This window comes from Streptomyces sp. NPDC086147 (genome assembly GCF_040702165.1).
Taxonomy (GTDB): Bacteria; Actinomycetota; Actinomycetes; order Streptomycetales; family Streptomycetaceae; genus Streptomyces.
Genome location: NZ_JBFBJO010000013.1, coordinates 122,333 through 143,215, shown reverse-complemented (window position 1 = coordinate 143,215; position 20,883 = coordinate 122,333). Strand labels below are relative to the sequence as shown.

Genomic DNA, 20,883 nt, shown 5'->3' with positions numbered 1-20,883 from the left:
GGTCAGCCGTCCGCGTCCGCCGCGAGGACGAGGTCGCGGCGGGCGTGCCAGGCCAGCGAGTCCGCGATGCCCCGCTCCACGGAGAGGACCGGCTCCCAGTCCAGGAGTTCGCGGGCGAGGGCGATGTCGGGGTAGGCGCCCGCGTTGTCACCGGGCCGGCGGCCCGCCACCTCGACGGGCAGCGGCTTGCCGGTGACGCTCTCGAACGCCCGGATCAGCTCGAAGACGGTGGTGCCGTGCCCGGTCCCCAGGTTGACGGGCCGGTACGGAGTGCCGCCGGCGTCCCGCGACGTGATCGCGTCGAAGCGGCGGAGGGCCGCGACGTGGGCGCGCGCCAGGTCGTGCACGTGGACGTAGTCGCGGATCCCGGAACCGTCCCGGGTCTCCCAGTCGGTCCCGGTGACGGGGAACGGGCGCCCCTCGTGGAAGGCGTCGATCATCACGCCGAGGGCGTGGGTGGGCCGCCTGACCTGGAGGCCCGAGCGGAACTCGGGGTCGCAGCCGATCGGGTTGAAGTACCGCAGGGAGACCGCGCGCAGCGGCGTGCCGGCGGCGACGTCCTCCAGCACGTTCTCGAAGTGGGCCTTCGTCCGGGCGTAGGGGCTCGTCGGACGGAGCGGCGAGGACTCGGTGATGCCCTGCCCCGGTTCGTAGATCGCGGCCGACGAGGAGAACAGGAAGCGCTCGCAGCCGTTGCGGACCAGGTGCCCGAGGAGCGCCAGGCCCTTGGTGACGTTCTCCGTGTAGTAGTGCAGCGGCCGCGCCACGGACTCGGGGACGACGATCTTCGCCGCGCACCCGACGGTAGCGTGGATGTCGGGGTGTTCGGCGAAGATCCGGTCGATCAGCTCCCCGTCGGCGATGTCGCCGCGGTACCAGGTCCGCCCCTCGACGAACTCGGCGCGGCCCGCCGACAGGTTGTCGAGGACCACGACGTCGATCCCCTCGTCGAGGCAGGCCGCCGCGACGGTGGAGCCGATGAACCCGGCCCCGCCGGTGATCAGTACCTTCATGTGCGCTTCTCCCGGATCGGACCCGGCGCGCCGATCACGCGCCGGGAGCTGTCGAGCGCCCGACGGTAGCAGCGGTTTGATCTGTTTCGGATAAGTTCGGGAGGGAATGACCCTCGCGGGAAGGCCGGTTGACGCGCACCCCCCACCACGCGTTTCCACCACCGCGCGGTTCCGCTACCGCCCCGCGTCCGCCCCGTCCGGGATCTCCTGCTCCGCCCAGATCGTCTTGCCGTGCCGCGTGTAGCGGCAGCCCCACCGGGTGGTGAGCTGGGCGACCAGGTACAGGCCGCGGCCGCCCTCGTCGGTGAGCAGGGCCCGGCGCATGCGGGGCTGGGTGGCGCTCGGGTCGGACACCTCGCAGACCAGCCGGCCCGCCCGGATCAGCCGCACCTCCACCGGACCGCCGGCGTAGCGGATCGCGTTGGTGACCAGCTCGCTCAGGACGAGCTCGGTGGTGAAGGCCAGCTCCGTCAGGCCCCAGTCGTCCAGCTGCCGGGCCGCGGCTCCGCGCACCTCGGCCACGGCGGCCGGATCGGCGTCCACCGGCCAGACGACGTGGTCGTACGACGGCACCGCGCGGGTACGGGCGAGCAGCAGGGTGATGTCGTCGGTGAGGTGGTGCGCGGGACGGCCGGCGACGATCTCGCGCCCGAGCCTCCGCAGCGGGGTGTCGAAGACGCCCGGCTCCGCGAGGCGGTGGGCGAGGTCGGCCATGCCCTCGTCGACATCGCGCTCGCGGCTCTCGATCAGGCCGTCGGTGTAGAGGGCGAGGATGCTCCCCGGCTCCACGTCGACCTCGGCGATCTCGAAGGGCAGCCCGCTCACGCCCAGCGGAGGCCCCGGGTTCACGGGGACGAACGCGACGCTCCCGTCCGGCGCCGCCACGGCCGGCGGCGGATGCCCGGCGGAGGCCATCGCGAGCCGCCGGGACACCGGGTCGTAGATCGCGTACAGACAGGTCGCGCCGATCGGGTCGGTCCGGGGCCGGGCCGGTCCCGTCGCGTCGTCGGACTCGTCGCTCCCGTCGGTCTCCACGCCGAGCTGGGAGACCAGGTCGTCGAGGTGCACGAGCAGCTCGTCCGGCTCCAGGTCGAGGTCGGCGAGGGTGCGCACCGCGGTCCGCAGCCGCCCCATCATCGCCGTGGCCGAGAGCCCGTGGCCGACGACGTCGCCGGCGACCAGGGCGACCCGGGCGGACGAGAGCGGGATGACGTCGAACCAGTCCCCGCCGACGCCGGTCCCGGTGTCGGCCGGCAGATAGACCCCGGCGGTGGTCACGGCGACGTTCTCCGCCTCCGAGGGCGGCAGCAGACTCCGCTGGAGCCCCACCGACGCGCGGTGCTCGCGGGTGTAGCGGCGGGCGTTGTCCAGGGCGAGCGCGGCGTGGCCGGCGATCTCGTGCAGCAGATGCAGGTCGGCCGCCTCGTACGGCGGTTTCCCGGCGTCCCGGTGGACGGTCATGCGCCCCAGGACGCTGCCCCGGGCGCGCAGCGCGACCGTCATCGAGGTGAGCGGGTCGGCCGGCGCCGCGGGGGCGTCGGGCCTGGCCAGGACGACGTGGTCGAGGGGCGCCTCCGCCGTCCGGTGCCCGGCCACGGCGGTCCGGCGCAGCGGCATGCTCCCGTCCGGGGCCGGGGTGGGCTCCTCGCCGGTGAACACCTCCTCCGCGATCTCCACCACGGCGAGGTCGCCCACCGCCGGCACCAGCGCCGCCGCCAGGTCCTCGGCGGTGCCGACGACCGACAGCGAGCCGCCGACCGCCGCGGTCACGCGGTGCAGCACGGAGAGGCGCTCGCTGGTGCGGCGCAGCTCGGTGACGTCCGTGAACAGCGCGGTCACCCCGAACACCTGCCCGTCGGGCGCCTGGAGCCGGAACGCCGAGATGGCCATCACCGCCCCGCCCCCGGGCTCCTGGAGGGTGCGGACCGTCTGCTCCGCCCGCACGAGCGGCAGCCCCGTCCGCAGCACCTCGTGCAGCTGCCGCTCGACGGCCGCCGCGTCCTCCGCGTACAGGAAGTCCATGAGCCGCCGTCCCCGCAGGTCCGGCGCGAGCCCGGTGTACGGGAGGAGGTGGGTGTTGGTCCTGACCAGCCGCAGGTCCAGGTCGAAGACGGCCAGGCCCAGCCGGTCCTGGAGGAACAGCTCCGTGGTGAACGCCTGGTCCTGCCGCCACCGGGCCGCGGTCCCCTCCGGGGCCGCGAGGACGAAGTACCGGGACGCCCCGGCGCACGCGCCGGCGTCCGTGAGCGGCAGGACCTGGAAGTCGACCCTCAGCTCCCCGCCGCTGCCCGTGAGCACCTCGGCCACGCCGGACCAGGCCTCCGGCCTCCCGCCGGGCGGCGGGGAAGTCCGGGTGTCCGGGTCCTTGAGCAGGTCTCCGATGTGCAGGCCGCAGGCCCGGTCGGCGGACAGGGAGAGCAGTTCCTCCGCCGCGCGCGTCCACCCGATGATCCGGCCCCCGGCGTCGAGCAGAGCCCCTGCGGCCTCACCGGCGAAGGGCAGCCCCCGGTACTCCGGTGCGAAGGGCGGGATCTCGTCGTCCACCTCGTGCTCTGCCTCCCTCACACGACACGGCATCCCCGCGCGGGCTCGCCTTGAGCGTTTCCTCCATGTCACACCGGGCCCCTCGCTCACGGGGCCGGACCTCCATCATCCCTCCGCGTGCCCCGCCCGCCAGTCGGCCGGGACCGCTCCGGCCGCGGCCCGCGCCGGTGCTGCGCCGCGCGGACCCGGCGCTCCGGCCCCGGCTGGCATCGCGCCACCGGCCGGGCCGCCACTGGGCCGAAAGGGCGGCGCCGGGGCGGGCCCGGTGGGTGGCGGGACCGTGATCCGCCGATCCGCCGTAGTCGCTGCCGCTGTCCGGGGGGCGCGTGCCCGGTGTCCGGGTCGGACACGGGATCCGTGGTGCGCGAGGACTGTCGCAGCCGTGCTACTCGACGGTAATGTGCGGCTCCGTCAGCGACTTGGGGGAGTGGCATGGGCACCGTCACGACGTTCGATCCCGTCACCGAGCACGAGAGGACCCGCGCCGCGCTCGCCGCCGCGGTTCCGCGTCTGGTCGCGCTGCTGCGGGCCGTGCCCGACCCGGACGCGGGGTCGGGCGTCCCCGAGTGGACGGTCGGCGACGTCGGCGCGCACCTGGCGGCCGTGTACCTCGCGTACACCTCCCTCGTCTCGCCCGACGAGGCGGTGGAGTGGGACGACGTCCTCTCCTCGGGGGAAGGGAGGTCCGGCGAGGGCACGTTCGTCGAGCGGATCACGGCCATGAACGCGCGGTCCGTGACCCTGTTCGGCGGTGAGGACCGCGTGAAGGTGCCCGACTTCGTCGCCGAGCGGGGCGAGACGTTCCTGCGCGTCACCGAAGGGCTCGACCCGGACACCCCGGTTTCCGCGCCCTGGTACGGGGAGGTGCCGTTCACCCTGGCGACGGTGACCGGTCTGCTGCTCAGCGAGACGCTCGTCCACGGCCTGGACGTCGCGCGCGGCGCCCGCCTCCCGTGGACGATAGGCGACGACGAGGTCCGCCTCGTCCTGGGGCAGTCGATGCCGACGATGATGGCGGCGGCCCTGGACCCGGTGAGGGCGCGGGGCGTGCGCATCGCGTTCGACCTCGCCGTCAAGGGCGGCCCGCGCCTCGCGGTCGTCGTCGACGACGGAACGGTGACGGTCACCCGCGACGCCCCGCCGCGCGCCTACGACTGCCGGATCGTCGCGGCGCCGGCCACCTTCCTCCTGGTCTCCTTCCGGCGCACACCGACCTGGAAGGCGGTCGCGAGCGGCCGGATGCGGGCCGGCGGCCGCAAACCGTGGCTGGCCGTGCGACTCGGACAGCTCGTCGCCGGTCCTTGAGCCGGGCCGTACGGCGCGCGCCCGGACCGGGAACCCGCCCGTTCCCGGTCCGCCGGACCGGCCGTCCTATCCGTCGACGGGCAGCGCCCGTTCGGCACCCTTCCCCCGGACGGTGCGCCGCTGCCACCACCGGCGCCGGACGCGGGGGTGCACCGCGCGGCCCAGGCGCCGGCCGATGAGCAGATAGCCGAGCAGCGCGCCGGTGGTGTTGAGCATGACGTCGTCGATGTCGAAGGCGCGCCCCGTGATGAGGGCGCCCTGCACCAGCTCGACGAGCAGCATCGTCACCACCGTGAGCAGGGCCACGCGCACCAGACCGCGGGTCCTGCGCGACAGCAGCGGCAGCAGGACGCCGAACGGCACGCCCAGCAGCACGTTGCCACCGAGCTGCTTCACCGTCTCCAGGAACGCCGGCTGCTCCAGGTACGCGCGGATGGAACTGCCCGGCCTCAGATTGCTGTGGGTGAGAGGCACGGACGCCGGCGACGCGTTCAGGGTGAGCTTCGCCAGGACGATCGCGAACGCCACCATCCCCACGAGGCCGACCAGCGCCACCAGCACCCGGACCGCCCGGCCCGGTCCCCGCCGCTCCTCCGCCTCCCGGGGCGGCTCGGGTGCCACGGGAGGCTGGGCGGGCACGGGACCGCCCTTCTCCGCCGTGCCGTCCGCGCTCCGGTCCCGTCTCCACGTCCTCATGTTCCGCCCCCATCGTCAGGCCTCTTCGAGGTGGTGCGGCTACCCGGGAAGCGGCGCCGCAACCCACGCGCGCGCCGGGCCCGCACGGCAACGGCCACAGCCGCCCCGTACACCCCAACAAGCCGTGAACCGGGCCGGGTTCCGCATGGCAGGAAGCGCAGCGGGCACGAGACGCGCATGGAACACGACACGGAGAGCAGACCCTCGCGCGAGCCCCGGCGGTCCGGACGCGCCGGCCGCGGCTGGCCCCTCGCGGCCGCGCTCCTCGCCCTCGTCCTGGTGCTTGTCCTGGTGGGCCGGTTCTTCCAGCCGCCGGGCCTGGGCGACCTGTTCGGGAGCGAGACCAAGGACCGCACCGGCCCCGCCGTCCTGAAGTCGATCCAGGACATGAACCGCCACGAGGGGGCCGTCGGCACCTACCAGGTCGTGGTCGACCTGGAGAAGGACGCCCGGTTCCTGCCCGACGCGATCCGCGGCACCCGCACGCTGTACGTCGCCAGCGGCAGCGTCGGCGCCCACGTCGACTTCTCGAGCCTCGCCAAGGACGCCGTCACCGTCGACGAGGAGCGCACCACCGCCACCCTCCGCCTGCCGCACGCCCGACTCGACCGGCCGTACCTCGACCCCGAGCGATCCTACACGGTCTCCAAGCAGCGGGGTCTCCTCGACCGGCTCGGCGACCTCTTCTCCGACAACCCGGCGGGCGAGCAGGCCGTGAACGTCCTGGCCGCCCAGCGCATCGGCGAAGCGGCCAAGGAGAGCGACCTGACCACCCGGTCGGAACGCAACACCACCGCCATGCTCCAGGGCCTCCTGCGCGCCCTCGGCTTCAAGAAGGTCACCGTCACCTACGGCTGAGCCGGTGCTCCCGGCCTCCGCCGGGGCCCGGAGCGTCGGTCCGGCGTCCGGGTCGGCTCGCTGCGCGCCGAGGTGTGCGCGACCCGCCCCCGCGCCCCGTTGACCGGGGGCAGGTACGGCGGGACATGCCCGCACCCGACGTTCCGGCACGGCGCGGCGGCGCCACGACATCGGTTTCCGGGGCGCCCGGAGGCCCGTGGCGCCCTCGACTCGGTTCCGTACCGGCGGAGTTGAAAACTCCTGCTGAGAGGGGTGGCGCGAGGCGCGTCACGGACGCGGAAGCGGGCATACGAGGGAGAAAGTTCTTTGCCCCGCCCCGCTCGCCGCCCCTTCGGGCGGCGGTCGGCGGTGCGGGGCGTCCAGTGACGTAGGGGAGAGTCGATGCGCACGGTAGGAGTCGAGGAAGAGCTGATGCTCGTCAACGCCAGGACGGGCGAGCCGTTCGCCGTGTCGTCGGCGGTCCTGGCGTCGGCGGCCCTGCACGGCGACGAGGCGGGGGAGGTCTTCGAGAAGGAGCTGCACCAGGAGCAGCTGGAGTTCTCCACCCAGCCGTTGACGGACATGGGGGAGATGCGCAAGGAGATCGTGCGCTGGCGGGGCGAGGCGCTGCGGTACGCCCGGGAGTCCGACGCGGTCGTCGCCGCCCTCGCGACCTCGCCCGTCCCCGTCGAGCCGTCCCGCCACCGGGGCGAGAGGTACCGGTGGATGGCCGAGCAGTTCGCCCTCACCACCAAGGAGCAGCTCACGTGCGGCTGCCACGTCCACGTGGCCGTCGACTCCGACGAGGAGGGGGTCGCCGTCCTCGACCGGATCCGGCCCTGGCTCTACCTCCTGAACGCGCTCAGCGCGAACTCCCCGTTCTGGCAGGGGGAGGACAGCGGGTACAGCAGCTACCGCAGCCGGGTCTGGAACCGCTGGCCGTCGGCCGGCCCGTACGAGCTCTTCGGCACCCCGGCCGTCTACCACCAGCAGGTCGAGGCCATGGTGGGGACCGGCGTCCTGAAGGACTCCGGCATGATCTACTTCGACGCCCGCCTCTCCGCGAACTACCCGACCGTGGAGATCCGGGTCGCCGACGTCTGCCTGGAGCCCGACACCACCGTGCTCGTCGCGACCCTCGCCCGGGGCCTGGTGGAGACCGCCGCCCGCGCCTGGCGGAACGGCGAGCCCCCGGCCCCCCTCTCCGCCGGCCTCCTGCGCCTCGCGTCCTGGCGCGCCGCCCGGTCCGGGCTCGGGGGACCGCTCCTCCACCCCCTCACCCTGCGGGAGACCCCCTCCGAGGAGGCGTTCGACGCCCTGCTCTCCCACGTGGAGGAGGCCCTGGCGGACACCGGCGACCTCGACGAGGCCCGCAAGGGGATCGCCGCGCACCTGGCCCGGGGCGGCGGGGCGGACCGCCAGCGCGCCCTGCGCGACGAGGGCATGGACCTCCACGAGGTCGTGAAGGCCTGCGCCCGGATCACGACCGCCGGCGACTGAAGGAGAGACCCGTAACGGCCGGAGGGCCCCCCTGGGGGGCCCTCCGGCCGTTACGGGTGAGCGGTACGGGCTCAGGCGGGCCAGGTGCCCGTCACACGGCGCACCGCCGTGGCCCCGCCCCGGTCGACGGCGGCCTTCACCAGGGCGAAGATCGCGCCGTGCAGCGCCGCGGCGATCAGGACCTCGCCCCAGCCCCGGTGCTCGTCGGTGGCGTCGGGAGTGTCGTCGTCGTGTCCCAGGATCTGCCACGTCTTCTTGAACGCGGCTCCCGCGAGCACGCCGGTTCCCGCACTCACCGCGAGGGAGAGCGGCTTGAACACGAGACGTGACGGCTTCATGGTGTTTGTTCCTTTCCTCCGGTCACTGGCCCGGCTACCCCGGCGGCCGACCCGCATGCGCCCCCGTGATCAGCGGTGCTGTCGCAGGGCGAGGCGGGCGGCCTTGTACGCGCGGGCCGGGTCCCGGTGCGGCCCCGCGACCGGCTGCCGGACGCCGTGGCGGTCGGCGTACGGATACCAGCGCCCGTCCGGACCGTGGCGCAGCTCCACCCCGGCGGACGGATCGACGAGCCGGTCGGGGCGCAGCTCGACGGGGGTGCCGGGGAAGGGGCGCAGCGGCCGGATCGCGGCTTCCGCCCCGGCGAGAACGGCCGGATCGGCGGGCCGGGGGGAGAGGCAGACGGCGGCGCCGTGCGGACCGCCATGGTGGTAGGCGGCGGTCAGCTGCCGCATCCGGAGGGGCGTGAGGCCGAGATGGGCGGCGGCGGTCTCCAGGTGGGCGCCGCCGCTGCCGACGGTGAAGCGGACGACGTCGGTGACGGTGTCGTGGGCCTCGGGGACGTGCCCCTGGAGGAGCGCGGCGGCGCGCCGGGCGGCGTCCCGGACGAGCGCGCGCAGGACGGCGAGGTCCGGCAGCGGCGCGGGCGGTTCGGCGGTGACCGCGTCGAGGACCGGCGCGGTGCCGTGCAGATCGAGCGGCGGGAGCGGGGGCAGGGGCCCGGTCCGTACGCCCTGGGCGGGGAGGAGGGGCGCGTCCGTGACCGTGTCCTCCGCGGGCGTGGGGGGAGGGGGGACGGCTCCGGCCGCTCGCGGCTCGGGCACGGGGGCCGCCCGGTCGTCGGGCGCGGTGCCGTTCCCCGGGTTCCCGGCGGGAAGGAGCGTACGGGGGAAGGGCTCGGCGGCGGCGCGCCGGGCGGGCGGGATCGTGGTCATACGGGTGCCCCCAGGCGGACGAGCTCGGTGAGTTCACAGTCGGTGAGGCGGGCGAACCCGGTGCCGCCGGAGGCCAGGACCGTGTTCTGCAGGGTGCGTTTGTGGGCCAGGAGCCGGTCGATCCGGTCCTCGATCGTGCCCCGGGTGACGAGCCGGTGGACGGTGACGGTCCGCCGCTGGCCGATCCGGTGGGCGCGGTCGGACGCCTGGTCCTCGACCGCCGCGTTCCAGCTGCGGTCGAAGTGGACGACGTGGCTGGCCCGGGTCAGGTTGAGCCCGGTGCCCCCGGCCTTGAGGGAGAGGACGAGCAGGGGCGCCCCGCCACTCTGGAAGGCGTCGACGAGCTCCTGCCGCCGCCCGGCGTCCAGACCGCCGTGCAGGAACAGCGGGCGGTGGCCCAGATGCGCGAGGTGCTCCTCCAGGAGCCGGCCCATGGCGACGTAACTCGTGAAGACGAGGGCGGCCTCGCCGCGCCGGGCGATCGTCCCGGTGAGCTCGGCGAGCGCCTCCAGCTTGGCCGACCGCCTGCCGAACGGCCGTACGTGCGCGGCACCGGGATGCGCCTCGCGGAGGTAGTGGGCGGGGTGGTTGGTGATCTGCTTGAGCGCGGTGATCAGCTTCAGGACCAGGCCGGAGCGGGTGGCGGCGGAGGAGTCGGCGATCCGGTCCATCGTCTCCCGGACGACGGCCTCGTACAGGGCGACCTGCTCGGGGGTGAGCTCGACGATCCTCCGCGTCTCGACCTTGGCGGGCAGCTCCGGCGCGATGCCGGGGTCGCTCTTGGTGCGGCGCAGGACGAACGGTGCGACGAGACGGGCGAGGGCGCGGGCGGCGGGGCCGTCGGGTTCGCGTTCGGCGGCGGTCGCGTAGCGGGACCGGAACGCCTTCAGGGTGCCGAACAGGCCCGGGTTGGTCCAGTCGATCAGCGACCACAGCTCGGAGAGGTTGTTCTCCACGGGGGTGCCGGTCAGCGCGAGCCGGGCCGTGGAGGTGAGCGAGCGCAGGGCCCCGGCGGTCGCCGAGGCGTGGTTCTTGGTGTGCTGCGCCTCGTCCGCGACCACCAGGTCCCAGGCGACGTCCGTGAGTTCCGCGTCCCGGCGCAGGACGCCGTAGGTGGTGAGGACGACCGTGCGCCCGCCGACGGGGGCGAGGCTCCGGTCGGCGCCGTGGTAGCGGACCACGTCCAGATGGGGGGCGAACCGGCCGATCTCCCGCTGCCAGTTGATGACCAGGGAGGACGGGCATACCACCAGGACGGGGCCGGTGTGCCCGGTCTCGTGGCGGTGGAGGACGTAGGCGATCGCGGTGAGGGTCTTCCCGAGGCCCATGTCGTCGGCGAGGACGGCCCCGAACCCGGCACGGCCGGTGTGCGCGAGCCACGCCAGGGCGCGTTCCTGGTAGCCGCGCGGCACGGCCCTCAGCCGGGCCGGAACGGGGACGGGGGAGACCTGTTCGCCCCGGCGCAGCGTGGCGACGACACCGGCCAGGTCGCCGGCCGCCCGGCAGGCGACCTGGTGCCCGTCGACGCCGACGGTGCCGGTGAGCGCGGCGGTGAGCGCGGCGATCCCGGGCAGCCGGCCGATCTCCCGGCGCCGGGCGCGGGCGCGCACGGTGGGGTCGAGCAGGACCCACCGGCCGCGCACCCTCACCAGGGGCCGGGCGGCCTCGGCGAGCGCGTCCATCTCGGCCTCGTCGAGGGTGTCGTCACCGAGGGCGACCTGCCACCGGAAGTCCAGCAGGGCCTGGAGGTCGAACCGCGGGGCCCCGGTGCTGCCGGTGTCCGTCGCGGTACCGACGACCGCGTACGAGGAGAGCCCCCGGCGCAGGCCGTCCGGCCAGCGCAGCCGCATCCCGGCGGCGGCCAGCTCCTTCTCCGCCCGGAGGAGCCGCGTGATCCCCGCCGCGTCCACGGTGAACGCCCCGGGCCGCGCGGCCAGGCCCGACAGGCCGGGGCACAGCCGTTCCAGCCGCTCCAGACGGCGCCCGACCCGCTCGCGCGACCGGTTCCGGTCGACACCGCGCAGGAAGGCGCGTCCCGACCACAGCAGACGGGCCGCGACCTCGTCCTCCGCCTCCCGACCGGACGATCCGGAGCGGAGCAGGAGACGGCCCGTCAGCCGCCCTTCCCGGGCCTCCTGTTCGGAGGGGTCCCGCATCTCCAGGACGAGGCCGGGCAGCGGCCCGTCGTCCGTCCGGTCCTCGACCGCGTCCAGCCACGGCCGCACCGCCTCGGCCTCCGCGGGCGGAAAGCAACCGCCGGCGGGGCCGGTGAACGGGCCGGAGCCGAACATGACCGCCGCGGGCGTGCGCACCAGACCGTCGGCCACGGCGTCCAGGAAGACGAGGACCGCTTCCCGCGCCGACCACGCGGGCCCGTCGGCGGTGACGGCGTGGGCGTGGGGCGACATGTGGCGCGCCAGTTCGTCCACGGCCTGTAAGACGGCGTCCGGAAGGGGGCCGACCCGCCACCGGCCGATCCCGTCGGGGCCGAGCGCCGGACGGACGAGCCCGGCGGCCACGAGGCGCACGCCCAGGCGGGCCGCCTGCTCCCACTCCACGGCCGTGGAGTGCCACGCGGCGAACCGGGACCGCCCGAGCAGGAGCGGTACGGCCCCGGCGAGGGGCAGCAGCCAACCGGCCACCGGCACGGGCCCGTCGGCCGCGGGCACGACGAGCCGGCGGACGGTCGCGGCGAGCGGGGCGGGCAGCGGCACCCCGGGCATCGGCGCGCCGTCGGCCCGGTACACCAGCATCCCGGCCGCCGGCTCGTCACCGGTCGGCGGCACGAGCGAGAGCGCGCATCCGGCCGCGAGCGCCTCACCGATCACGGCCACAGCCGGCAGCGCTTCCTCCGGTACTCCCGGAGTCCCGGGTGCTCCCGGCGTCCCCGGTACCTCCGGATTCCCCGGTACCGCCGGCGCCTCCGGCATCGCGGGAACCGCTTCCGTGCGCGGTGCCGGCAGGACGACCGCCGGCCGCGCGGGCCGCGGCCTCGGGATCACGACGGGGGTGGAGGGAGACGGCACGACGGGCGGCGACAGAGGCGGCGCCGGAGGCGCGGACCGTTCCGGCCGCGAGGCGGTCCGCGCGTCCAGACGGGCCAGCGCGTCGAGGAGCGCCGCGGCCGCCTCCCGGCGCGCGTCCCCCTTCACGCGCGCCGTGCCCGTGGCCCGTACCGTCGTGCCCGTCGCCACGTGCTCACACGTGTACGTGAAGGCGATGCTCCTGGGCCTGGAGGTGACGGTCGGCTCGGGCCTCGTGATCACCTCCAGCTGGGTGTACTTGTTCAGGTACTTCACCGGGTCCTTGCCCTCCGGCACCGGCTGGATCCGGGGCGGGGCCTTCCGCGGCTTCTCCACGACCAGGTCCCGCGGTTCGGGCAGCCCGCACAGCAGGGCGAGGAGGGCGACCGCGGCGGCGTGCAGGGAGGTGCGCCGGTCGTCGGAGACCCGCTCGGGCCCCGTACGGACCCGGCCGTCGGCCTCCGTCCAGCTCCACGCCGAGGCGAAGCCCCCGGAGCGCTCCACCGACGCGTGGCGGAGTTCGGCGCGGCACGCCTCGGCCCGCCACTGCAACAGGGTCGCCGCCGACGGAGGCATCCGCGCCGTCTGTTCGAGGGCGAGCAGCCGGACCTCCCGCCAGCCGGGGGCCGCCGTGTCGAAGAGCAGCCGCAGGGCGTCGCGGTGCCGCAGGCGCGAGGCGCCCGTCCGCCGCACGAGCTCGGCGCGGAGCTCCTCGCCCGGGTCCTCCGCGCCCTCGAGGCGGGTGGCCAGGAGGGGTTCGAACCGCTCCGCCGCCATGCCCGGCGGCCGCAGCCGTTCCGTCCCGACGCCGGCCAGGATCCGGAGCACGGCGTCGGCCGCCGCCCGGCGGGCCTGCTCCGACGAAGGCGCCGTGCGGGCCGGGCCGTTCACGACCGCGTCGGCCGGGCCGATCCGCACCTCCGCCCGGTGGAGGGTCCTCCCGTCCGGCAGCGGCTCGGCGGACTCCGTGTAGGTCGGCGGCGCCCAGGCCTCCCGCTGCGCGTGCAGGACCAGCACCTGCTGCGCCGCCTCCGGGCGGGAGCCCAGGGCCGCGAGCGCGTGCCCGCGGGCGGGAAGCCAGCCGGGGTGGTCGTCCGTCACGAGCAGCAGGATCCGGAGGTCCCGGGGGGTCAACCCGCCCGCGAGCGCCAGTTCCTCCGCCTCGGCCGCGAGGCGCGGATCGAAGCCGCCGAACGCGGCGGCCTCCCGCGCCCGCTCGTGCCACGGCGCCCCGGCCCCGGCCTCGACCGTCTGAGACTGCGTACCCAACGAGAAGCTCCCTGTGCGAAGAGTGACGCGGTGAACACGTACAGGATAGGAACTCCCGTCCCTCCGTCCGCCCCGATGCGTCGCCCGATGCGTCGTCCGACGTGTCGCCGGGAGGGCGTCGGCCTCCCGCCCGGGCGCCGCCTCACCCGGAGAGGTGCCGCCGGACGAACGGCGCCGTTGCCAGGACGAGCACGGTGAAGGCGGTCAGCCGTTGCAGGCCGGGCCGGGCGGCGAGATCGCTGTGCTGGATGCCGTACACCGCGTACCAGTTGGCGGCGAGGTCGGTGGACACGACGGCGCAGGCGAGGTCGGTCCCCAGGCGTCTGCCCCTGATCAGGAACACGGCGGCGAGCACGTCGAACACCGCGAGGGACGACCAGTAGAGGTTGAGCCGGTCCGGTGCCCACTCGTACGGGTGCAGACCGTGTCTGAGCAGGTCGGTGACGTGTGCGGAGGCGCCGACGAGGACCAGGACGGCCGCGATGGCGCAGACCGACACGACCACCCGGCGTGGGGCGCGGTGCATCCAAGTGATCACGCTGTGGATCGTTCCATCCGCGGGCGTCGTCCGTCATTCGGTCGTCCGGTGTCGCCGGGCGGGTGGACCCACCCGGCGTTGACCGGGCGGCCGGCGAAGCGGGACGATCTCGGGATCGACTTCGACGGCGTCTTCGACGACCTCGCCGACCTGGGCGGCGACGGCGACCTGCCCGGCTGACGGGCGCCGAGGCCCGCTCACCGACCCGGCTGACGGGTGCCGAGGGGCCGCTCACCTGTCCGGCGGCGGGGGAGCGGGGCCTCGGCGTCCGCGCTCATCATTGGTATGGACATGTTCAAGTAGCGGGTCTAGCCTTTCACTTGGTCTAGACCGCATCGGACGCGGATCTTCCGGTTGCTGCCGTTCCCCAACCCGTCCCCACTGCTCGAACCGGCGGCACATCCGGAGTACGCGTCCGCCCCCACTCGTTTTCCAGGACCACGGGAGCACGTCATGCGCAGGAAGATCACCTCCTTATTCGTCGGCCTCGGCCTCGTCGGCGGAACCCTGCTCGCCGCCACCGGCAGCGCCCAGGGCCACGGCTACACCGACTCGCCCGTCAGCCGCCAGCAGCTCTGCGGCAACGGCACCGTCCGCGGATGCGGGCAGATCCAGTGGGAGCCGCCGAGCGTGGAGGGCCTCAAGGGCTTCCCCGCGCGCGGGCCGGTCGACGGCACCATCTGCGCGGGCGGCAACGGCCGCTTCTCCGAGCTGGACGACCCGCGCGGCGGGAACTGGCCCGCCACCGCCCTCACCGCCGGCCAGAACCACACCTTCGTCTGGCGGATCACCGCACGCCACGCCACCACCGACTTCCGCTACTACGTCACCAAGGACGGCTGGGACCCGACCAAGCCGCTGACCAGGGCCGACCTGGATCCGCAGCCGTTCCTGACGGTGCCCTTCGGCGGGCAGCGGCCCGGTGCCACGGTCACCCACACGGGCGTCCTGCCCCGGAAGAGCGGCCGTCACCTCATCCTCGGCGTCTGGACCGTCGCCGACACCGGCAACGCCTTCTACGCCTGCTCCGACGTGCGGTTCTGACGAAGCGGGCCGGAGGAAGGTGTGGCGCCGTCCACCGGCCCGCCCCCTCACCGGGCGAGGAGCGCGGTCACAGGTCGGCCAGCACCTCCCGGGCCGTACGGGTGCCTGAGGCCAGGGCCCCCTGGACCGAGCCCGTCGCCCGGTGGTCGCCGCACACGTACCGGCCGGGAGCGAAACGGCCGGTACGCGACAGCGGAAGGGGCGGGGGCATGGCCGGGAGCGCGTCGCGCACCACGACGCGGTGCACCGGCTCCCAGGACCGGGCATCCGTCCCGTAGACCTCGGAGAGGGCGGTGAGGACCTCCGTCTCCCGCTCCGGACCCGGGTCCCCGAGGACGGAGGTCGACACCAGCGCCCGGCCGTCCGGCGAGAAGCCCCGGTGGACCTCGGTCAGGACGCAGGTGTTGAGGAAGCGCCGCCGCGCGTCGACCACGAGCGTCGGTTCGGACAGCGGTGAGCGTTCCGCCGCGTGGTAGAAGGTCGTGACGACGCGTCCGTCCGGCACCTCCAGACCCGGGAGCAGCCCGGCGGCGGCCCGCTGTCCGGTGGCGACCACCACCGCGCGGGCGGCCACCTCGCCGCCGTCGGCCAGGGCCACGCCCCGGTCGGTCAGCGACGCGACCGGCACCCCGGTCCGCAGCACGCCACCGGGCAGCCCGGACGCCAACTGCGCGGGTACGGCTCCGATGCCGTCGGCCGGCAGGCAGAGGGTGCCGCGCAGCATGGTGCGCCAGACGAGGTGGAAGAAGCGGGCGGAGGTCTCCAGCTCGTCCTCCAGGAAGACCCCCGACAGGAACGGCCGGAAGAAGGTCTCCACCAGGTCCGCCGAGACGCCCGCGTCGGCCAGGGCGGTGAGAGTGGTGGCGTCGGGCCGGGTCCGCAGATACCGGACCGGCGCCAGGACGTCCCGGGCCGACAGCACGCCCAGGGCGGCCAGGTCCCGGGCCGAGGCGAGCCGCCCGGGCAGCAGGTCCCGGCCCTCGCGGGGACGGCGGGTGGGGTCGACGAAGCGGCGGAACCCGTCGTCGGTGTGCACGAGCACGCCCGGCGTGAACGGCCTCAGCCGCAGGGCCCGCAGGTCCAACCGCCTCTTCACCTGCGGATACGAGGTGTTGAACACCTGGAAGCCGCGGTCGACGGTGAAGCCCGCGACCCGGTCGGTGCGCATCCGGCCGCCCACGGCGTCGGAGGCCTCCAGCAGCTCCACCCGGAGCCCGCCCGCGACCAGATCGGCCGCGCAGGCCAGACCGGCGGCCCCCGCTCCGACGACCACCACGTCGACGCCGTCGTCCCTCTGTCCCATGAACGCCCTCACTCCTCATTCCTCGCCGGACCCCGGACCGTCGTACTCCGGACCACCTGACTTCGGGCCGTCACGCTACGGCGGACGCACGGTCGACGAAGGGAGGGCGCGCCGCTCTGCCGGGTGCCCGGCCCGGTGGTCGTACCGTCCCGCCCTCCTGGATCCTCCGCCGAATTCCCCGGTCCCGCGCGGGGATGCACCGGCACTCCCGGGGCACGCGTACCCCTGTACCCGCGCACGAGCGGCGTCCACGACCCTGAACGCACGGCGGTCCGCGACCGGTCTGCCCGCGGACGGGCGAACGGCGGAAGACAGAAGACAAGAAGACCCGAAGAAGACAGAAGACAGAAGAAACGAAGACGGCAACACAACGCAGGGAGCGTCGATGATGGCCCGTCCATGGTCGGTCCGACCGGACCTCCGGCTCACGGCCCACGCCGTCGCCGGACGGTACCGGCTCGACGGTCTGCTGGGACGCGGGGGCGCGGCCGACGTGTACGAGGCGCTGGACCTGCGGCTCCGGCGACCGGTGGCGGTCAAGTTCTTCCGGCCGTGCGGCGACGAACCCCGGACGGGGCATCACCTCGACGACGAGGGCCGTCTGCTGGCCCAGATGCGGCACCCCGGCCTCGTGACCCTGTACGACTCCGGGCAGGAGGAGGGGCGGCCCTACCTCGTGATGCAGCTCGTCAGGGGAACGACACTGCGCCGGCGCATCGCCGCGTCGCCCCTCACGCCCCACGAGACCGCCCGGACCGGAGCCGCGCTCGCCTCCGCGCTCGCCCACGTGCACGCGGCCGGCGTCGTGCACCGCGACGTCAAGCCGTCGAACGTCCTCCTGGACGGCACGGGCCTCCCGTACCTGACCGACTTCGGCATATCCCGGCTGCTCGACGCCGCCACCCGCACCGAGACCGGCCCCCTCGTGGGAACCGCCGCCTACATGGCGCCGGAACAGGTCCTGGGCAAGGGGGCCGGGCCGGCGGCGGACGTCTACAGCCTCGGTCTGGTGCTCCTCGAATCGCTCAAGGGCGAACTGGAGTACGGAGGAGCCCCGTTGGAGTCCGCGGTCGCCCGGCTGCACCGGCCCCCCGTCGTTCCCGCGGGCCTCCCCGCGGACCTCGCCGGGCTGGTGGAGGCCATGACGGACCCGGACGAGACCGGCCGGCCCGACGCCGACACCTGCTTCCGCGTCCTGGCGGCCATGCCGGGCGGAGACGGCGCGTCGCCCCTCGGCGGCCTCGCCGGCACACCGGAGGGAGCCCGAACCCCGCGCGACGCCCGGGGGACGACGGACACCGCGTCGCGCCCGGACCCCGGTCCCCGCCGTTCCGGCCGGGCCCTCGCCGCCTGTGCGGCGCTGGCCGTGCTCGGCGCGACGCTGACCGGGTCGATCGGCGCCCCGTCCGCGGCGGGGGAGACACCTCCCGGACCGTCGTACCGGACCACGGCCGAGCCCCTGACGCCGGAGAGTGGCCGGTAGAGGGGCCCCGTCGGCCGGCGCCGATCGCGCGCCCCGCACACCCCGTACAACCCCTCCGCCCTCGTCCACCTCGAAGACCTCGAAGACCTCAAAGAGAGGAAGCAGCCTTGCAGCACGACATATGGACCTTTCCCGGTACCGCGCTCCACGCGATCGACACGGATCTGACCGGTTACGCGGTCGAAGCGACGGACGGCGGGATCGGGAAGATCGACAAGCACTCCGCCGAGGCGGGCCGGTACCACCTGGTCGTGGACACCGGTCCCTGGATCCTGGGCCGGCAGGTCGTGATCCCCGCCGGCGTCGTCACCACCGTGGACCGGGAGACGGAGACCGTCTTCGTCGGCTGCACCAAGGAACAGATCGAGAACGCGCCGGAGTTCGTCCCGTCGGCCTCCGACGAGGACGGGCGGCACCGCATGACGTTCACGGACTACTACCTGGCGTTCTTCCGGTAGGACCGGGACTTCCACCAGAGGCGGGCGGGGGCGGCGGCGGGGCCATCGCCCAGCGGATCCCGCCGATCGCCAGCCGTCCGCCCGCCCGCGCCGCGACCCTCGCGGGCCGGGGGAGCCGGGGAAGGCCCAGCACCCCCAGGGCCCACGGCGGCAGCAGCTCCACCGCCCCCGCCGCGAGCAGCGCGTACGGCGCCCGGGCCTGCCAGGGGATCGGCGGGTCCACCAGCAGGAACCGGGCGGCCTGCCGGGCCTCGCGGGTGCCGTCGAGTTCGCTCCGGTACGACTCCACCCGCCGCACCAGTTCGGTCAGGTTCCGGGGCGGCCCCTCCACCCCCAGCTCCTCGGCGATCCGCGCCGTGTCGGCCACGTAGCCGTCGCAGCCCGAACGGGTGAGCGGCGCGGCCCCGTAGCGCAGGTGCGCCCGCAGGAAGCTGTGGACCTCCGCCACGTGCACCCAGCCCAGGAGGTGCGGATCGGAGGCCCGGTACGCCCGGCCCCCGGGCGTCGTGCCCCGCACCCGCTCGTGGACGGCGCGCACGCGCTCCACCGCGTGCCGCGCGTCGTCGGCCGTGCCGAAGGTCGTGACCGCGAGGAAGGTGCTGGTCCGCTGCAGCCTTCCCCACGGATCGCCCCGGAAGCCCGAATGGGCCGCCACGGCCGCCATGGCCGACGGGTGCAGCGACTGCAGCAGCAGCGCCGTCAGGCCCCCGACGAACATGGCCGCGTCGCCGTGGACCGTGCGGATCGGCCGGTCGGGACCGAACCACCGGGGCCCCGGCGTTCCGTGGATGCGGGCGCGCGTCTGTTCGCCCGAGGGTCCGGCGACGCGCCGGAAGAGTTCGCTCCCGAGCCGCTCCCTCAGGTCGTCCGCAGAAGGAGGCGACCATCCCACAGGGCCAGTATGCGCCCGCCGTGGCGAAGGGCTCCGGGCCGCGTGGCCCGGGTCGTCGCGCAGGCCCGGTCGGCGAGGACGTCAGTCGGTCAGGACGTCGAGGAGCGGCTGCCAGTCGATGTGGGAGCTCTCGGCCCCGGCCGGCACGACGGTGTACGTCGTGTTCAGCCAGCGCAGCGCGGGTCCGCGTCCGAGAGCGATCAGGGCGGTGTGGGACGGGTCGCCCAGGCGCAGGACGACCTGGTCGTAGGGGGCGGGGCGGATGTGCACCTCGCCGATGCCGACGGGGCTCTCGGTGCCCGCGAGGAACATGTCCCGGTCCAGGCGCCACACCGTGTCGCCCGTCGGGGTGTGCAGGGTGAGCTCGACCGTGAAGGGAGAGCGGGACCGGTAGCGGACGGTGGCTTCGAGGGGGACGCGGCAGGAGTCGGAGAGCAGGAAGGCGGTGGTCTTCCACTTGATCTCGCGGCAGACGGGCGGGACGGGGGAACTGGCTCGGGACACGAAGGCTCCAGCGTCGGACGCCGCCCCGGGACGGCGGCGCTTCGTACCCCGGTTACCCCGTGAGGCGTGATCACTCCCCGAGAGTGTGGGGTTACGGAGCGGGATGTGTCGAGAAGTCGTGGTGACCGTCAACCTTCTCTGACCGATACCCCCTTCCGGGTGGGCTTGGGGGAGGCCTGCCCCTCCGGGCGCGGGGCGGAGGAGCGTCGTCAACCGGCCGTCCGGCACGTGCACCGGTGGCCGGGAGACCGCTTTTTCCGGCTGGAGGTTGCCTGTCGGGCGGGGCGCATGCCCGGCGCACGGGAGCGTGGCATGCCCGCGAGGGGCGTAACGGGGGATCGGCGGGTGGTTCGGGCGGCCAGCCGGAATCGGATGGGTGATAGAGGAACAACTGAACGCAAAACGGTCTTTCGATGGCCGGATATCCAGCCGGGAGCAGCGGTTGGCATATGACCGTCGCCTTTTCCGAGCTTTCCGTCTGATGAATTACTGGAAAGTAACATGAAGGTCCACATCCTTGGCCGAGGAGGATCCTTTAATGTGATCGGAGTGAGTTCCGCTTTAGGGGGAAGTCTTGGCCGGGGGCGCTCGTCGTCCCGATCGGGAGCGGGGTGGACCGCCTGCCTCCGTGGTCGTGGCGAAGTTCCCCTCGGATGGGGGCGGCGCGCGCGCCGCGCGGTGACGGGGAAATCCCGCTTCGGCCGCCCGGTGGAACCGGACGGACCGCGCGTGAAAAAGACTGGAACGAGATATCGAGAACGGGTGGGAACGTGAGCAATCCCTTCGATGACGAAGCGGGACGCTTCGTCGTGCTGGTGAACCGCGAGGCCCAGTACTCCCTCTGGCCCGCGCACCTCGACGTCCCCGGCGGCTGGGACCGCGAGGGCGTCGAGGGGTCGCGCCAGGAGTGTCTGGAGCGGATCGAGAGCGTCTGGACCGACATGCGCCCCGCCGGCCTGGTGGCGGCGATGGAGGCCGAAGCGCGTTGACGTCTCGCCGGGTCGCCGGAAGCATCGTGCAGGTCAGGGCGTACTTCCGGTGACCCGGCTGTCAACTTCGCGCACATGGTGATCAGTTTCGCTCAAGAGTGATACCCGGTCGGTCATTTGTAGTGACCGACTGTTCATGACGCCCCGGAACCTCCTTCGGAAACCGTCGAAGGGGCGCCCTGTGGCCTTCCTCCCCCCTGTGCGGAACCCTCCGGTCCGCGCGGTTCCGCACGGGGCGGGCACCTTCCCGCACGAGATCTCCGCGACGCCCGCG

Annotated in this window: 17 protein-coding genes; 7 read left to right on the top strand and 10 right to left on the bottom strand. The window is 74.4% G+C overall.

The window, feature by feature from the left end; genetic code table 11:
* Positions 1–2 precede the first annotated feature (2 nt).
* Positions 3–1,013 (bottom strand): UDP-glucose 4-epimerase GalE, encoded by a 1,011-nt coding sequence (galE, locus tag AB0398_RS25335; RefSeq protein WP_366377918.1) that lies wholly within the window; start codon positions 1,011–1,013, stop codon positions 3–5.
* A gap of 174 nt (positions 1,014–1,187) precedes the next feature.
* Entirely contained in the window at positions 1,188–3,578 is a 2,391-nt protein-coding gene (locus AB0398_RS25330) for a SpoIIE family protein phosphatase (RefSeq protein WP_366377917.1), read from the bottom strand.
* A 411-nt stretch (positions 3,579–3,989) separates the two neighbouring features.
* Here AB0398_RS25330 and AB0398_RS25325 point away from each other — a divergent pair, with 411 nt between their 5' ends.
* The gene (locus AB0398_RS25325; protein WP_366377916.1) at positions 3,990–4,862 is read left to right on the top strand and encodes a maleylpyruvate isomerase N-terminal domain-containing protein; all 873 of its coding nucleotides are present in this window, start codon (positions 3,990–3,992) and stop codon (positions 4,860–4,862) included.
* A 66-nt stretch (positions 4,863–4,928) separates the two neighbouring features.
* On the opposite strand, the gene AB0398_RS25320 is transcribed toward AB0398_RS25325, so the two are convergent.
* Positions 4,929–5,558 carry a VanZ family protein gene (locus tag AB0398_RS25320; RefSeq protein ID WP_366377915.1) on the bottom strand — a complete coding sequence of 210 codons (630 nt, stop codon included), beginning with the start codon at positions 5,556–5,558 and terminating at the stop codon, positions 4,929–4,931.
* Between the two features lie 177 nt (positions 5,559–5,735).
* Here AB0398_RS25320 and AB0398_RS25315 point away from each other — a divergent pair, with 177 nt between their 5' ends.
* Both AB0398_RS25315 and AB0398_RS25310 read left to right on the top strand, forming a co-directional pair.
* The gene (locus AB0398_RS25315) at positions 5,736–6,416 is read left to right on the top strand and encodes a DUF4230 domain-containing protein (RefSeq protein ID WP_366377914.1); all 681 of its coding nucleotides are present in this window, start codon (positions 5,736–5,738) and stop codon (positions 6,414–6,416) included.
* A 381-nt stretch (positions 6,417–6,797) separates the two neighbouring features.
* Positions 6,798–7,895 carry a glutamate--cysteine ligase gene (locus AB0398_RS25310; RefSeq protein WP_366377913.1) on the top strand — a complete coding sequence of 366 codons (1,098 nt, stop codon included), beginning with the start codon at positions 6,798–6,800 and terminating at the stop codon, positions 7,893–7,895.
* A gap of 71 nt (positions 7,896–7,966) precedes the next feature.
* Here AB0398_RS25310 and AB0398_RS25305 read toward each other — a convergent pair whose 3' ends face one another.
* The 4 genes from AB0398_RS25305 to AB0398_RS25290 form a co-directional block, all read right to left on the bottom strand.
* Complete coding sequence (locus AB0398_RS25305; protein WP_053642726.1) at positions 7,967–8,233, bottom strand: DUF4235 domain-containing protein; 267 nt, start codon at positions 8,231–8,233, stop codon at positions 7,967–7,969.
* Positions 8,234–8,302: 69 nt separating this feature from the next.
* Complete coding sequence (locus AB0398_RS25300; RefSeq protein ID WP_366377912.1) at positions 8,303–9,106, bottom strand: hypothetical protein; 804 nt, start codon at positions 9,104–9,106, stop codon at positions 8,303–8,305.
* Positions 9,103–13,398 (bottom strand): SNF2-related protein, encoded by a 4,296-nt coding sequence (locus tag AB0398_RS25295; RefSeq protein WP_366377911.1) that lies wholly within the window; start codon positions 13,396–13,398, stop codon positions 9,103–9,105. Before AB0398_RS25295 ends, AB0398_RS25300 begins: the two co-directional genes overlap by 4 nt.
* A gap of 142 nt (positions 13,399–13,540) precedes the next feature.
* Entirely contained in the window at positions 13,541–13,936 is a 396-nt protein-coding gene (locus AB0398_RS25290; RefSeq protein WP_366377910.1) for a hypothetical protein, read from the bottom strand.
* A 453-nt stretch (positions 13,937–14,389) separates the two neighbouring features.
* Between AB0398_RS25290 and AB0398_RS25285 the strand changes: the two genes are divergently transcribed.
* Positions 14,390–14,980 carry a lytic polysaccharide monooxygenase auxiliary activity family 9 protein gene (locus AB0398_RS25285; protein WP_366377909.1) on the top strand — a complete coding sequence of 197 codons (591 nt, stop codon included), beginning with the start codon at positions 14,390–14,392 and terminating at the stop codon, positions 14,978–14,980.
* A 67-nt stretch (positions 14,981–15,047) separates the two neighbouring features.
* On the opposite strand, the gene AB0398_RS25280 is transcribed toward AB0398_RS25285, so the two are convergent.
* Positions 15,048–16,283 carry an FAD-dependent oxidoreductase gene (locus AB0398_RS25280; RefSeq protein WP_366377908.1) on the bottom strand — a complete coding sequence of 412 codons (1,236 nt, stop codon included), beginning with the start codon at positions 16,281–16,283 and terminating at the stop codon, positions 15,048–15,050.
* Positions 16,284–16,668: 385 nt separating this feature from the next.
* On the opposite strand from AB0398_RS25280, the gene AB0398_RS25275 reads away from it, so the two are divergent.
* Positions 16,669–17,766, top strand: a complete 1,098-nt coding sequence (locus AB0398_RS25275) for a serine/threonine-protein kinase (RefSeq protein ID WP_366377907.1) — start codon at positions 16,669–16,671, stop codon at positions 17,764–17,766.
* 107 nt (positions 17,767–17,873) lie between these two features.
* Positions 17,874–18,224: a PRC-barrel domain containing protein gene (locus AB0398_RS25270; RefSeq protein ID WP_366377906.1), complete on the top strand. Its 351-nt coding sequence runs from the start codon at positions 17,874–17,876 to the stop codon at positions 18,222–18,224.
* Here AB0398_RS25270 and AB0398_RS25265 read toward each other — a convergent pair.
* Together AB0398_RS25265 and AB0398_RS25260 are read right to left on the bottom strand one after the other, a co-directional pair.
* Positions 18,193–19,116, bottom strand: a complete 924-nt coding sequence (locus AB0398_RS25265; protein WP_366377905.1) for an oxygenase MpaB family protein — start codon at positions 19,114–19,116, stop codon at positions 18,193–18,195. The genes AB0398_RS25270 and AB0398_RS25265 overlap by 32 nt on opposite strands.
* Positions 19,117–19,197: 81 nt before the next feature.
* Positions 19,198–19,620 carry an SsgA family sporulation/cell division regulator gene (locus tag AB0398_RS25260; RefSeq protein ID WP_366377904.1) on the bottom strand — a complete coding sequence of 141 codons (423 nt, stop codon included), beginning with the start codon at positions 19,618–19,620 and terminating at the stop codon, positions 19,198–19,200.
* A gap of 770 nt (positions 19,621–20,390) precedes the next feature.
* On the opposite strand from AB0398_RS25260, the gene AB0398_RS25255 reads away from it, so the two are divergent.
* On the top strand, positions 20,391–20,609 hold the full coding sequence (locus AB0398_RS25255) for an MbtH family NRPS accessory protein (RefSeq protein WP_366377903.1): 219 nt from the start codon (positions 20,391–20,393) through the stop codon (positions 20,607–20,609).
* Positions 20,610–20,883: the final 274 nt, after the last annotated feature.